The sequence below is a fragment of the Serratia sp. JSRIV004 genome (assembly GCF_019968705.1).
Classification (GTDB): Bacteria; Pseudomonadota; Gammaproteobacteria; order Enterobacterales; family Enterobacteriaceae; genus Chania; species Chania fonticola_B.
Map to the genome: position 1 here is coordinate 5,710,120 of NZ_CP074140.1, position 13,131 is coordinate 5,723,250.

The window sequence follows — 13,131 nt, forward strand, 5'->3', positions numbered from 1 at the left end:
CCGCTAAATCCGCGGTGGGGGATTGTAAAGGCATCGGCAGGACAACGCCAACGTAAGAAAATGTAACGGACATAAACGGCAGTAACATGCTGAAATTGCATCGATTCAACAGTGTTCAAACCCCTTGTACATCAGAGAAATCAAAAAAACGTCATATTTTCCTTTTCCCCGACACCCGTTGTCGCCGATAATGCGCGGCGTTCATGTCCACAAACCTGGCGTAACGCTTATGCTGCATTTGTTCACTGGCCTGGATTTCCATACCGGCCTGATGTTAATTCTCGCATTGTTGTTCGTGCTGTTCTATGAGGCCATTAACGGCTTCCATGATACGGCCAATGCGGTCGCTACTGTAATTTACACCCGTGCTATGCGCTCGCAACTTGCGGTCGTTATGGCTGGCCTGTTCAACTTTCTTGGCGTGATGCTCGGCGGTTTGAGTGTTGCCTACGCCATTGTGCACCTGCTACCAACCGATCTGTTGTTGAACGTCAGTTCAGCACACGGGTTAGCCATGGTCTTCTCCATGTTGTTGGCGGCAATTATCTGGAACCTCGGTACCTGGTATCTTGGGTTACCGGCCTCCAGTTCCCACACCCTGATTGGCGCCATTATCGGTGTCGGCTTGACCAATGCGTTGGTGACCAACACCTCCGTGGTCGACGCGCTGAACGTGCCAAAAATGATCAGCATCTTCCTGTCGTTAATCTTCTCCCCGTTGATCGGGATGATCATTGCCGGGCTGATGGTGTTCATGCTGCGCCGCTATTGGAGCAATACCAAAAAACGTCAGCGTATTCATATGACACCGGCGGAACGTGAAAAGGTCGATGGCAAACGTAAGCCACCGTTCTGGACACGTATCGCTCTGATCCTGTCGGCTATCGGCGTGAGCTTCTCACACGGTGCCAATGACGGTCAGAAAGGTATCGGTCTGATTATGCTGGTGCTGATCGGTGTTGCCCCTGCAGGCTTCGTCCTCAACATGAGCGCGACCGGTTATGACATCACCCGTACCCGCGATGCCGTGAGCCACCTGCAGCAATTCTACCAAAAGCATGGCGATTCTCTGGCACATGTGGCCACACAGACGCCGTTGGTTCCTGCGCCTCAGAATGCGGCTCCAACGCCTGATCAACCGGTTGAGTTCCACTGCGACAGCTCACGTGCCCTGATTGCCGTTGAGCGCTCTCTGGACCTGCTGAACAATCTGCAAAACTACGATCAGCTGACGGTAGAGCAGCGCAGCCATCTGCGCCGCCTGCTGATGTGCGTGACCGAGACTGCAGACAAGGTGGCCAAGCTGCCAGAAACCTCAGTGGAAGATCAACGCTTCCTGAAGAATCTGCGTTCAGACCTGTTGGAAACCGTTGAATATGCACCAACCTGGATTATCGTCGCGGTAGCCCTGGCGCTGTCCCTCGGTACCATGGTGGGCTGGCGACGCGTTGCTACCACTATCGGTGAGAAAATCGGTAAGAAAGGCATGACCTACGCTCAGGGGGTGTCGGCACAGATGACGGCCGCCCTGTCGATTGGCGTGGCCAGCTATACCGGTATGCCGGTTTCCACTACCCAAGTACTGTCTTCGGCGGTTGCCGGAACGATGCTGGTGGATGGCGGTGGCGTGCAGAGCAAAACCATCAAGAGCATCTTGTTGGCCTGGGTTCTGACCCTGCCTGTCTCGATTTTACTTTCCGGTGGCCTGTATTGGCTGGCGCTGAAAGTGATTTGACGATTGCTCGATACAACAATGGCGGCCAAAGTGGCCGCCATTTTTTTGCCTTGCTATCGCCGGGCTAATACCAGATCGCCAATGCCACCAGGCTGATCACCACTAGCCCACACAGCGATGAAGTCAGCACAAACTGGCTGCGGACACGCTGACAGCGGCGAATGAATTCCGGGTCGTGGTGCTCCATATAGCGTTGCGTAAAGATATAGCGCACCAGCCGTATCTGCTTGCTCGGCTGGCCGTGCGAAGTAAAGAACCCTCCGCCATCGACGTATTGGTAAAGTAACGGGTCGCAGCCGCGTAAAACAAATAGCAGCGCACGCAGAGAAGAAAAATACCGGGCCATGTTAATCACACAGACCACACACAATGCCCAAAACAGCGCGACGGTACTAATCATGATAGCCCCCTCAAGGCGTTGTTATCCCGGACACCCGCCGGGCCAACGGCCCTACTTCATACCTTATGCTGCCGGAGCCTTGGCTCCCATCCCCCTAGCACCTTACGGACCCGTTGCTACCCACAACCTCTGACCGCTTGATGAACAGGTCTTACAGCGATCAGAGGAAATAAGTGGGGTCCACATTCACTAGTGTAGAATAATGAAACGCAAACAGATCCCGGTGCCGCATAAAATTTACAGTCAGGGCCAAATTCTTCATCTACCCACTCTCCGCTCGGATAACCGTCATAAGCTATACTTTGAGCAACAATGCTTATAATTCAATCGTTCAAACGGCGAATAGCCGTATAAGCCATAGGATTTTTTGCCCCGTCGGTGTAAAACGGGTGGGGTAAACGTATAAACAAGGGTGATTGATGCGGTGCAGTGTGATCGCCCCAACATATCATTGTGTTATCTGGATGGTACTATGCAGGTAAGGCGAAAGCGCCAAGCTGGAACACTGAATGCCTGCCCCCTTTAATCGGCATTATATGGAAGGAGTATTCTCATGGCTTACAAACACATACTGATTGCGGTTGACCTATCACCGGAAAGTAAAATCCTGGTCGAGAAAGCGGTATCAATGGCGCGGCCGTACAATGCCAAAGTCTCTCTGATCCACGTTGATGTAAACTATTCCGATCTGTATACCGGCCTGATCGACGTCAACCTTGGCGATATGCAAAAGCGTATTTCCGAAGAAACCCACCATGCGTTAACCGAGCTGTCGCAAAATGCGGGCTATCCCATCACCGAAACCCTGAGCGGCAGCGGCGATCTGGCGCAGGTGCTGGTTGATGCGATTAAGAAATACGATATGGACCTGGTATTGTGTGGACACCACCAGGATTTCTGGAGCAAATTGATGTCCTCTGCGCGCCAGTTAATCAATACGGTACATATTGATATGTTGATTGTGCCGCTGCGCGACGAAGAAAAGTAAGCATTCGCTAACCTGTTTGGCCAACGCCCGCCCTGCGCGGGCGTTTTTCATGGTTTCCTGTTATTTATTGCTTGTTAATCAGCCACCCCACAGTGATATAGTCGAGGTAGACACAACATCCTCCCCAACTGTGAGACACATCATAAAAACAGGGGAACCAATATGCTAAACAGGAGCTATCCATGGAACAGGCTGTATCGCTAGAATCCTTTCTAAAATCCTTACAACGTCATAACTCGCATCAACCGGAATATCTGCAGGCAGTGCGTGAAGTCTTTACCTCTCTGTGGCCATTCATCGAACGTAACCCCCATTATCGTGACCATGCCCTGTTAGAGCGCCTGGTAGAGCCTGAGCGTATCATTCAGTTTCGCGTCAGTTGGGTCGACGATCAGGGCAAAGTACGGGTAAACCGCGCCTACCGTATCCAGTTCAACTCCGCCATTGGGCCGTACAAAGGGGGGATGCGTTTCCACCCTTCGGTTAACACCTCCATTCTGAAGTTCCTGGGTTTCGAACAGACCTTCAAGAATGCCCTGACCACGCTACCTATGGGCGGTGGCAAGGGGGGGTCAGACTTTGATCCCAAAGGCAAAAGCCAGGGCGAAATCATGCGCTTCTGCCAATCGCTGATGACCGAACTTTATCGTCACCTAGGCCCAGATACTGACGTGCCAGCCGGGGATATCGGCGTAGGTGGCCGCGAAGTGGGCTTTATGGCTGGCATGATGAAAAAGCTGTCCAACAACACCAGCTGCGTATTTACCGGCAAAGGCCTGTCGTTCGGCGGCAGCCTGATCCGCCCGGAAGCGACCGGTTACGGCCTGGTGTACTTCACCGATTCAATGCTGCAGCGCCATGGCCTGGGCTTTGAAGGAATGCGAGTCGCGGTTTCCGGCTCCGGTAACGTGGCGCAATACACCATTGAAAAAGCGTTGGAGCTGGACGCGCGGGTGATCACCGTTTCCGATTCCGGCGGTACCGTGGTGGATGAAGCTGGCTTCACCACTGAAAAACTGGCGCATCTGGCCGAAATCAAGAACCAGCGCTATGGCCGAGTTGCCGATTACGCCCGCGAGCGTGGCCTGACCTATCTGGCCGGTGAAAGCCCGTGGAACGTGCCGGTGGATATCGCCCTGCCTTGTGCCACCCAGAACGAGCTGGATCTGGAAGCCGCACAGGTGCTGATCCGCAACGGGGTCAAAGCCGTGGCAGAAGGCGCTAATATGCCAACCACCATCCAGGCCACCGATGCCTTCCTGGAAGCGGGCGTGCTGTTCGCACCGGGCAAAGCCGCCAACGCCGGTGGTGTTGCCACTTCCGGGCTGGAGATGGCGCAAAACGCCGCGCGCCTGAACTGGCGGGCAGAGAAGGTCGATATCCGTTTACGTCACATCATGGCGGATATCCATCAGTCCTGCGTCGAATACGGCGGCGAAGGCAAGCAAACGCATTACGTTCACGGCGCCAACATTGCCGGGTTCGTTAAGATTGCCGATGCGATGCTGGCTCAGGGCGTGCTCTAACCTTATCCTGAATGAAAAATGCCGGCAGATTCGCCGGCATTTTTTTATCTGGTTAACTGAGTATTACCTCAATTAATGGCTTCGATAATCATCAACCGATCGTTGAGCCGCTGTTTGATGACCGGATCGGTCGCTGCTTGCGCCTGTTGTTGCAGTGCCGCAACCTGCTGCTTCATCTTTTGCGGATCGCTAAACAGTAATTCTTTGACGTTGATGGAGGCTACGTTGGTATAGCGCCCATCATCGGTGGTTGGTACGCTGATCTTGCCGTCATTGAGCAACTTGTCCACAATCTTGCGCTCACGTTCATACCCTTCCAGCCCCACCAGCTTCCAGCGGTGCATCGCTTTGCCCTGGTATTCACCCTTCTTCACCTCGGTCAGATAGCGAATGGTGAGATTACGGATAGTCCCCGCTTCCTCACCAAATTCCGCCTTGGTATCTGACAGCACCGGGAACTGCATACCTTCCAGTACGCCGCCTTTTTGCGTCAGGTGGCCCATGCGATAACTGTTCATCCCCAACTGGATCGGCGTGCTGTCGGTCACTGGGGTGCCGTCGTTCAACTTCAACTCGGTGATGCGCTGCCCAACGGGTTTACGCAGATCGATGGTATAGGTCACACCATCAAAGAAGTCATTGGTTGAGTATTTGGACGATCGACGCTGTGGGTTAAAGCTGTAGGTGACATCGCCATCATGCTGCTGGTTGAAGTAGTCCGCTGACCACTCCATGTACTTTTTCAGCTCTTTACCGGTCAACTGGTAGACGGTGATTTCACCACCGGCATATTGATAGTTGAAGGCGATATCCTTGGCGGTGATGGTGCCCACGTTCAGCTTCGGCCTGTCGTTATCAATCTGCAACGCGATCACCTGCGCCTTAGGTGCGTAGTGACGAGCAGCCTCCTGATACAGGGCGCTGATGCCGGTATCCTGAATATGTACCTGTGGAATACCTTTTACCGCATCCGGCGGCACCAGATCCTGACCGGTCAGTTGCGCAATCGGCCGGTTGGCATTGGCACGCAGGATGGTATGGAACGGTTGGTAGATCTCTTCGAGCTTTTTATCGGAGCTGATGCCTTTGATCGGATAGGTGTAGCTGTCTTTATTGATCAGTACGTATTTGCCATTTTGCTGCTCAAATTGCAGATCGATACGCGACAGCGCACGGCCGTATTTGTCCGGCTCGGTGACGATCACGCCGTTGATCACCTCTTTATCCACCTTGACGTGCATATGCCCGGCCACGATCGCCGCCAGCTCCGGGTTGGCTCGAGCGATATCGCCCACGCCAGTGCCTGGCCGCTGGTTCTCATTATCGATCCCCATGTGGGCCACCAGCACGATGGCATCCACCTGGCCGTGGATCTGCTGGATCACCTTTTTCACCGCCTGCACCGGATCGGTAAACGTCAGGCCGTCGATACGATCGGTGCCCTTGGCAAACTCAGCGGTCATCGGCGTATCCATGCCGATAATGCCAATCTTCACCCCCTGGCGCTCAACGATCTTATAGGCAGGCAGATAAGGCTTGCCGCTGTCCCAGACGATATTGCCCGCCAGCGCGGTGCCTTTGAACTGGCTGAGTGGGGTTGCCAGCGCCTTCAGGCCAAAATCGAACTCGTGGTTGCCCATCACCCACACGTCATAGTCCAGCGCGTTAAAGCCGAGGATCATCGGGCTGGTCTTGTCGTTCTTGAAGGTTTCTACAAAATTGCCCTGAATGGTGTCCCCGGCGTCGACCAGGATCACGTTCGGCTGCTGGGCACGAACTTTATGCACCTGAGTGGCTATCTGGCTGAGGCTGCCCGCCAGGTTCTCGGTGTCGGTAGAGTAATCCCAAGGCACAAAGGTGCCATGCAGATCGGAGGTGCCCAGAATGGTGATATTTACCGGTTCAGCGGCCATGGCAGAGGTACTCAAGCAAAGCAGCAGGGAAAGCAGCGTCTTTTTCATCATGTTGTTTCATTATAGTTGATTGTAATTAAACAGGATTATGCGACGCACATCTCAGCGTTACCAGTGACATTGCAGAATGAACATGGGAAATGTGAGGAGGCTCAATGATTGCCCCCTCACGTTTATCTTACAGCGGCATATAAATATCGAAACGGTGATTTTTGGTGGTCGTGGCAGCATGAGCGGGAACATCGGCCAGCGGAGGGGCATAGTCCGGTCGTTTCACCACGACCCTTTTGGTCGCCAGCCTGCGGGCAGGCTCCAGCAAGCCGTCGGCATCATCATCACTGCCCACCAGCGACTGAAATACCCGCATCTCTTTTTTCACCAACGCACTCTTCTGCTTATGCGGATACATTGGGTCGAGGTACACCACTTCCGGGCGTGGATCGAGATCGCTCAGCGCCGTCAGGCTGGAGGCATGAAGCAACGTCATGCGTTCACGCAGCCAAAGACCGATCTCCGCGTCCTGATAGCCCCGTTGCAAACCATCTTCCAGCAACGCAGCGACGACCGGATCGCGCTCCAACATGCGAACCTGGCAACCCAGCGATGCCAACACAAACGCATCACGCCCTAACCCGGCAGTGGCATCCACCACGTTAGGCACATAGCTGCCTTTGATGCCTACCGCTTTGGCCACCGCTTCGCCACGGCCACCGCCGAAACGCCGCCGATGGGCCATCGGGCCAGAGATAAAATCGACGTAGATAGCGCCAAGCTTTGGCTCATCGCGCTTGCGCAGCTCCAACCGTTCTGGCGTCAGCACCAGCGCCATCGTCGCATTTTCGTCGCTGGTTAGCTGCCAACGATCGGCCAAAATAGACAAGGCGCCGGGATCGGCGCCTGCTTCACACAATAAAAACACGCTCACTTGGCGGGTTACCCTTTTATACCGTAATGGCGCAGCATAGCATCCAGCTTCGGTTCACGGCCACGGAAGCGTTTGAACAATTCCATCGGCTCTTCGGAACCCCCGCGTGACAGGATGTTATCGAGGAAGGATTGACCGGTTTCAGCGTTGAAAATCCCTTCATCTTCAAAACGCGAGTAGGCGTCTGCCGACAACACTTCCGCCCACAGGTAGCTGTAGTAACCCGCCGCATAGCCACCGGCAAAGATATGGCTGAATGCGTGTGGGAAACGGCCCCAGCTCGGCGAAGGGATCACCGCCACCATTTTCTTCACCTCGGCCAGGGTTGGCAGGATCTGCGCCCCTTTTTCCGGGCTGTATTCGGCGTGCATACGGAAATCGAACAGGCCAAACTCCAGCTGACGCAGGATAAACAGCGCCGCCTGATAGTTTTTCGCTTCCAGCATTTTGTCCAGCAGGGCTTTCGGCAGTGGTTCGCCGGTCTGGAAGTGACCAGAGATAAACGCCAATGCCTCCGGCTCCCAGCACCAGTTTTCCATAAACTGACTTGGCAGCTCCACCGCGTCCCAAGGCACACCGTTGATGCCAGAAACCCCGGCGGTATCGATCTGCGTCAGCATATGGTGCAGACCGTGGCCAAACTCATGGAACAGCGTGGTGACTTCGTTATGGGTAAACAGCGCCGGCTGGTCACCCAGCGGGCGGTTAAAGTTACAGGTGAGATAGGCAACCGGTTTTTGCAATTCGCCATTGGCTTTGCGCAGGCTACCGACGCAATCATCCATCCATGCACCACCGCGCTTGTTCTCGCGGGCATACAAGTCCAGATAGAAGCTGCCGCGCAGTTCACCTTTGGCATCGAACAGATCGAAGAAACGCACCTCTGGATGCCAGGTATCAACACCCTGACGCTCTTTGGCGGTGATACCGTAAATACGGTTAACCACTTCAAACAGCCCTTCCAGCACGCGCTGTTCCGGGAAGTAGGGGCGCAGTTGCTCATCACTGATGGAGAACAGATGTTGCTTCTGCTTTTCTCCGTAATAACTGATATCCCAAGCCTCTAACTCATCCACACCATAGTGCTGTTTGGCAAAGGCTCGTAGCTGTGCCAGTTCTTGCTCTGCCTGTGGGCGAGCGCGCTTGGCCAGATCGCTCAGAAAACCGAGCACTTGCTCCGGGCTTTCTGCCATCTTGGTCGCCAATGATTTGTCCGCATAGCTGGCAAAACCCAGCAGCTGTGCCAGTTCGTGGCGCAGAGCCAGCGTTTCCGCCATCACTTCGCTGTTATCCCACTTACCAGCATTCGGCCCCTGATCGGAGGCACGGGTGGTGAAGGCGCGATACATCTCTTCACGCAGCGCCTGGTTATCGGCATAGGTCATCACCGGCAAATAGCTCGGCATGTCCAGCGTCAGCAACCAGCCTTCCTGCTCTTTGGCCTGTGCCATCGCCTGGGCTTGGGCCAGTGCGCTTTCCGGCAGGCCGCTCAGCTCATTCACATCAGTAATCAACTTGCTCCAGCCCATGGTGGCATCGAGCACATTGTTGCTGTAGGTCGAACCCAGTTCAGACAGACGCGCCACGATCTCGCCGTAACGCTTTTGTTTTTCCTTTGGCAGGCCAATGCCCGATAGCTCAAAATCACGCAGCGCGTTTTCTACCGACTTGCGCTGTGGCGCGGTCAGTTTGGCAAAGCCTTCGCCGTCTTTCAGATTACGATAGGCCTGGTACAGCCCTTCATGCTGGCCCACCCAAGTACCGTATTCGGAAAGCAGCGGCAGCGCCTGCTCGTAAGCTTCGCGCAGTTCCGGGCTGTTTTTCACCGAGTTTAGGTGACCAACAGGTGACCAGATGCGTGACAGGCGATCGTCAGATTCGGCCAGCGGCTGACACAGATTTTCCCAGGTAAACGGCCCTGGTTGTGCCACGACGCGCTCAACCGCAGCACGGCAGTCGGCCAGTGCGGATGTCACCGCGGGGACGATATCTTCAGGGCGAATGGCAGAAAACGGCGGTAAGGCAAACGGTGTCAGCAACGCATTGGTCATAGAGGCAGTCCTGATTAGGGTGGTTGACCCGATGCGCACATCAGGCCAGACAAAGATAAACTTCTCTCTAACATGGTGCCAACCAGCGGGAAAATCAATGGTCATACGTGTGATTGAAGCTGTTTCTTCACTCACGCGGATCGTTTAGTGAGGAAGATAGGCCACGATCACATTAAGTAGGAAAGCGACCCCGCGAAGTACCTATAAAATGCTCTCATTTGCGTTAATACCCGTTTCTCAACACGCTCACATACATATAATGCACTTTATGAATCATTTTTATTTATTGATAAAAATTATTATTTCTAGCTAAAAAATCAGCCTGTGCGCTAAAAACCATGTTAATTGAGGCTGTTTTGAGACAAAATGGTTCTGTCTATTTTTAACCAACCACAGCCACGAATTACATGACAAGGAGTTCATCATGGCAAATAATATCTACGCAACGATTAATGGAAAACAACAAGGGTTGATATCGGCAGGGTGTTCTACAGCGGATTCGATCGGTAACAAGCACCAATTAGGCCACGAAAACCAGATGCTGGTTCTTAAACTCGCGCATAACATCAGCCGGGGCGAGAATGTGATGCATACATAACCCAGTGATTTTTGTTAAACCGCAGGATAAATCATCTCCTTTGTTTTTGCTGGCTATTTCTAATAACGAGTTGCTTAACCTTAAATTTGATTTTTACCGCACATCACAAAATGGTGCCCAAGAGTTGTACTACACGATCGAACTCAGAGAGGCAACCATCGTAGATTTCAACATAAACTATCCCCACTGCTTAACGCATGCTAGTGCACAACCCGAAGAAATTATTTCCGTACGTTATAAAGATATTATTTGCCAACACCATATCGCTGGCACCTCAGGTTATAGCGTATGGGACGACAGAGTTTATTAACGACTAGCAGGGTCTCTCTTACCAAGAGGCCCTAACGGCTATAAACAGCGCTGGGTCTTTTAAGCACTTGGGTTCCTCTTTTTTTACATTCACTGGCATCTTTGATATAGAGCGTCTCCGAATACAAGCTTCTTTTCCAACAGGTGCCATAGCCATGCTGATCCAACACTGTGGTAAAATGCCAATTAAAAATAAAGGCGACAACAAGCAAAAAAGCGGTAAGGCGTAAAGAGTAAATAAGTATAGGCTTGAATTTAGCTAGATAATTTTTGCCGGTAATAGACAAATGGAAAAACATAAGGAAATATACGGCACTTGCAGGAATAATTGCTAAAATGAAAGTTTCCAACCTGTTAAATGAAACAACATCAGGATAGGTAAAGCTGATGATATAGTTGCTAATAATACTTGGTGCAAAAATGCAACCTAAAGAAAAAATCCCGGCGACAAGCAAAGAACTTAAACGCTCTTTTACTGTAACTGTCTCGCCCACGTTGGTTATTAATTTATTTTTCATGGTTTATTGTATAAAATTTGGCTATTTATTCCTAACACACTTGAAACTCTTGGTGTCTGCGCTTCCATTTCCTTTATTTTTTCTATAATTTTATTAGTGATTCCATACTCCCGGTCTAAATACTCTAGACCCATCGTAATAAAAAACGCCACAATGGCGACACCAATAATAGCACCACCTAAGGAAACAGCCGCCCCTATTAACAACGCGGACGATGTTGCTCTCATGATAACAGTAACGACAACCGCTTTGGCAATATCACTAGTTATATTTCCTAAAAAACTAGCCGCAGTGCTTTCATCCTTTAGTATAAACTCCAGGCTACGGTAGGCCAAAGAGACATATATACTCCATTTCATGCCCTGTATAGCAGTATGATTAAGCCCTTTTACCCCGACCCCAATTTGTACAACCTGCATATTATTTAACGAATAACGCGTTCCATTTAAGATCCGTCTAATACCTGGGTAGCCGGTGATCTTGATGAGCTTCTCACCGTTTCTTCCGACATAAATGATGGCGGCAATCCCAAAGCCCCCCCAACTTCCTGACCAGGTCCGCCGCAGAGTAGAAATCCTTTGCGTTGCCGCTATAGGTTGCAGCATATCCCAGATAGTCCAACCCTTCATCACGTGTGATATTTAGAAAACCCTCATCATGCTGCCGATCGCCTCGGCCAAACTCTCCAAAGCACTCCAGAACATCATAGGCTTCTTCTTTGGTCAGCAGCATGATGTGGCGCTGTTCGGCATTCATACAAGCCTGGAATTTTTCTTCCGCAATTCGTCGGGCATAGGCGCCATGATCGGGTGGTGTGGGGAAGAGAGTGGAATTATTTCCCGTGAGATAGTTGGGGTATATTCTATCTTTCATCGCGGCCTCCGGTTGCCTTATAAGAAAGTATTTCCATTTACTCATCCACTAATATAATTGAAATTCGGCATTGTATAAAGAACAATCAAGGCAAATTCCTCATAGCTATCACCTATTCTTGACTATACCGGCGTAGATCCCTGCAGGCTGCAACGCTTTTCGCTTTTTACCAGCAAGGCGGTTTATACTTGGTAGCTTAAATTCGTTGATCTACGAGTTTGCAGTAAACACGCAGAACTCTTTTGCATTTAATGAGTTGATTTTATTGAAAATAACTCGAAAATCAGGAAACACAAAACGCCATGTTAAGTTACCGCCACAGTTTTCACGCCGGCAACCACGCCGACGTGCTCAAGCACACCGTTCAGAGCCTGATCATTGAGGCGCTGAAAGAAAAAGATAAGCCGCTGCTGTACCTGGATACCCACTCCGGTGCCGGGCGCTATCAGCTGAGCGGTGAGCATGCCGAGCGCACCGGGGAATACCTGGAAGGCATCGGCCTGCTGTGGCAACGTGACGATCTGCCAGAAGAGCTGGCGGCCTACATGAGCGTAGTGCACAACTTCAACCGTTCCGGCACCCTGCGTTACTACCCAGGCTCACCGCTGATCGCTCGCCAGTTGCTGCGCCCGCAGGATAAAATCCATCTGACAGAGCTGCACCCAAGTGATTTCCCGCTGTTGCGTAACGAATTCCAGAAAGACGAGCGCGCCAAAGTGCAGCGTGCCGATGGCTACCAGCAGCTAAAATCGCAGTTGCCACCTCCGTCACGCCGTGGCCTGATCCTGATGGACCCACCGTATGAGATGAAAACCGATTATCAAGACGTGGTGAAAGGTATTCAGGAAGGCTACAAACGTTTTGCTACCGGCACCTATGCCCTGTGGTATCCGGTGGTGATGCGCCAGCAGATCAAACGCATGCTCAAAGAGCTGGAAGCGACCGGCATCCGCCGTATCCTGCAAATTGAGCTGGCGGTGAAACCCGACAGCGATCAACGCGGGATGACGGCTTCAGGCATGATCGTGATTAACCCACCTTGGAAGCTGGAACAGCAGATGAACAACGTGCTGCCGTGGCTACACAAGGTACTGGTGCCGTCCGGTATCGGTCACCACCTGGTGAACTGGGTCGTACCAGAATAAGTTCGATGATGGTCGCCTGCCTGGGCGGCCATCCACTTTTCCCTTCTCCATCCCCCCTGCTTCAGCCTCATTTTCCCCCGATCTTTTGCCGATCCTCATCACAACCGCAAAATAACTGTTTGCTTATTTTACCTTTCGATTAGATGATGA

Annotated in this window: 11 protein-coding genes and 1 pseudogene; 5 read left to right on the forward strand and 7 right to left on the reverse strand. The window is 52.1% G+C overall.

The features are described 5' to 3' along the window. Window positions 1-229: 229 nt before the first annotated feature. A complete protein-coding gene (gene pitA, locus KGP21_RS27125; RefSeq protein WP_021181770.1) occupies window positions 230-1,735 on the forward strand; it encodes an inorganic phosphate transporter PitA in 1,506 nt (501 codons plus the stop codon). Between the two features lie 64 nt (window positions 1,736-1,799). Here pitA and uspB read toward each other — a convergent pair whose 3' ends face one another. Next, a complete protein-coding gene (gene uspB / locus KGP21_RS27130; RefSeq protein WP_021181771.1) occupies window positions 1,800-2,135 on the reverse strand; it encodes a universal stress protein UspB in 336 nt (111 codons plus the stop codon). A 553-nt stretch (window positions 2,136-2,688) separates the two neighbouring features. Here uspB and uspA point away from each other — a divergent pair. After that, window positions 2,689-3,123: a universal stress protein UspA gene (gene uspA, locus KGP21_RS27135; RefSeq protein WP_021181773.1), complete on the forward strand. Its 435-nt coding sequence runs from the start codon at window positions 2,689-2,691 to the stop codon at window positions 3,121-3,123. 182 nt (window positions 3,124-3,305) lie between these two features. Continuing rightward, window positions 3,306-4,649 carry an NADP-specific glutamate dehydrogenase gene (gdhA, locus tag KGP21_RS27140; RefSeq protein ID WP_021807409.1) on the forward strand — a complete coding sequence of 448 codons (1,344 nt, stop codon included), beginning with the start codon at window positions 3,306-3,308 and terminating at the stop codon, window positions 4,647-4,649. 68 nt (window positions 4,650-4,717) lie between these two features. Here gdhA and KGP21_RS27145 read toward each other — a convergent pair whose 3' ends face one another. The 3 genes from KGP21_RS27145 to prlC form a co-directional block, all read right to left on the reverse strand. Next, window positions 4,718-6,610 carry a bifunctional UDP-sugar hydrolase/5'-nucleotidase gene (locus KGP21_RS27145; RefSeq protein WP_223538550.1) on the reverse strand — a complete coding sequence of 631 codons (1,893 nt, stop codon included), beginning with the start codon at window positions 6,608-6,610 and terminating at the stop codon, window positions 4,718-4,720. A 130-nt stretch (window positions 6,611-6,740) separates the two neighbouring features. Further along, window positions 6,741-7,487, reverse strand: coding sequence for a 16S rRNA (guanine(1516)-N(2))-methyltransferase RsmJ (rsmJ, locus tag KGP21_RS27150; protein WP_059199427.1), 747 nt, complete (start codon window positions 7,485-7,487; stop codon window positions 6,741-6,743). A gap of 8 nt (window positions 7,488-7,495) precedes the next feature. After that, on the reverse strand, window positions 7,496-9,538 hold the full coding sequence (gene prlC, locus KGP21_RS27155) for an oligopeptidase A (protein ID WP_021181777.1): 2,043 nt from the start codon (window positions 9,536-9,538) through the stop codon (window positions 7,496-7,498). Window positions 9,539-9,962: 424 nt separating this feature from the next. Between prlC and KGP21_RS27160 the strand changes: the two are divergent. Then, window positions 9,963-10,446 (forward strand): annotated as a pseudogene (locus KGP21_RS27160) (Hcp family type VI secretion system effector). Window positions 10,447-10,477: 31 nt separating this feature from the next. Here KGP21_RS27160 and KGP21_RS27165 read toward each other — a convergent pair. The 3 genes from KGP21_RS27165 to KGP21_RS27175 are packed head-to-tail and all read right to left on the reverse strand — an operon-like array spanning window position 10,478 to window position 11,836. Then, entirely contained in the window at window positions 10,478-10,963 is a 486-nt protein-coding gene (locus KGP21_RS27165; RefSeq protein ID WP_223536622.1) for a hypothetical protein, read from the reverse strand. After that, on the reverse strand, window positions 10,960-11,568 hold the full coding sequence (locus KGP21_RS27170) for a hypothetical protein (RefSeq protein ID WP_223536624.1): 609 nt from the start codon (window positions 11,566-11,568) through the stop codon (window positions 10,960-10,962). Before KGP21_RS27170 ends, KGP21_RS27165 begins: the two co-directional genes overlap by 4 nt. Next, entirely contained in the window at window positions 11,456-11,836 is a 381-nt protein-coding gene (locus KGP21_RS27175; RefSeq protein WP_223536626.1) for a hypothetical protein, read from the reverse strand. Before KGP21_RS27175 ends, KGP21_RS27170 begins: the two co-directional genes overlap by 113 nt. Window positions 11,837-12,138: 302 nt before the next feature. On the opposite strand from KGP21_RS27175, the gene KGP21_RS27180 reads away from it, so the two are divergent. Further along, on the forward strand, window positions 12,139-12,981 hold the full coding sequence (locus tag KGP21_RS27180; protein WP_021181782.1) for a 23S rRNA (adenine(2030)-N(6))-methyltransferase RlmJ: 843 nt from the start codon (window positions 12,139-12,141) through the stop codon (window positions 12,979-12,981). Window positions 12,982-13,131 lie beyond the last annotated feature (150 nt).

What these genes read in the sequence shown, in the direction of transcription:
- pitA (WP_021181770.1), top strand. Translation starts at nt 230, where the DNA reads ATGCTGCATTTGTTCACTGGCCTGGATTTCCATACCGGCCTGATGTTA.
- uspB (WP_021181771.1), bottom strand. Translation starts at nt 2,135, where the DNA reads ATGATTAGTACCGTCGCGCTGTTTTGGGCATTGTGTGTGGTCTGTGTG.
- uspA (WP_021181773.1), top strand. Translation starts at nt 2,689, where the DNA reads ATGGCTTACAAACACATACTGATTGCGGTTGACCTATCACCGGAAAGT.
- gdhA (WP_021807409.1), top strand. Translation starts at nt 3,306, where the DNA reads ATGGAACAGGCTGTATCGCTAGAATCCTTTCTAAAATCCTTACAACGT.
- KGP21_RS27145 (WP_223538550.1), bottom strand. Translation starts at nt 6,610, where the DNA reads ATGAAAAAGACGCTGCTTTCCCTGCTGCTTTGCTTGAGTACCTCTGCC.
- prlC (WP_021181777.1), bottom strand. Translation starts at nt 9,538, where the DNA reads ATGACCAATGCGTTGCTGACACCGTTTGCCTTACCGCCGTTTTCTGCC.
- KGP21_RS27165 (WP_223536622.1), bottom strand. Translation starts at nt 10,963, where the DNA reads ATGAAAAATAAATTAATAACCAACGTGGGCGAGACAGTTACAGTAAAA.
- KGP21_RS27170 (WP_223536624.1), bottom strand. Translation starts at nt 11,568, where the DNA reads ATGCTGCAACCTATAGCGGCAACGCAAAGGATTTCTACTCTGCGGCGG.
- KGP21_RS27175 (WP_223536626.1), bottom strand. Translation starts at nt 11,836, where the DNA reads ATGAAAGATAGAATATACCCCAACTATCTCACGGGAAATAATTCCACT.
- KGP21_RS27180 (WP_021181782.1), top strand. Translation starts at nt 12,139, where the DNA reads ATGTTAAGTTACCGCCACAGTTTTCACGCCGGCAACCACGCCGACGTG.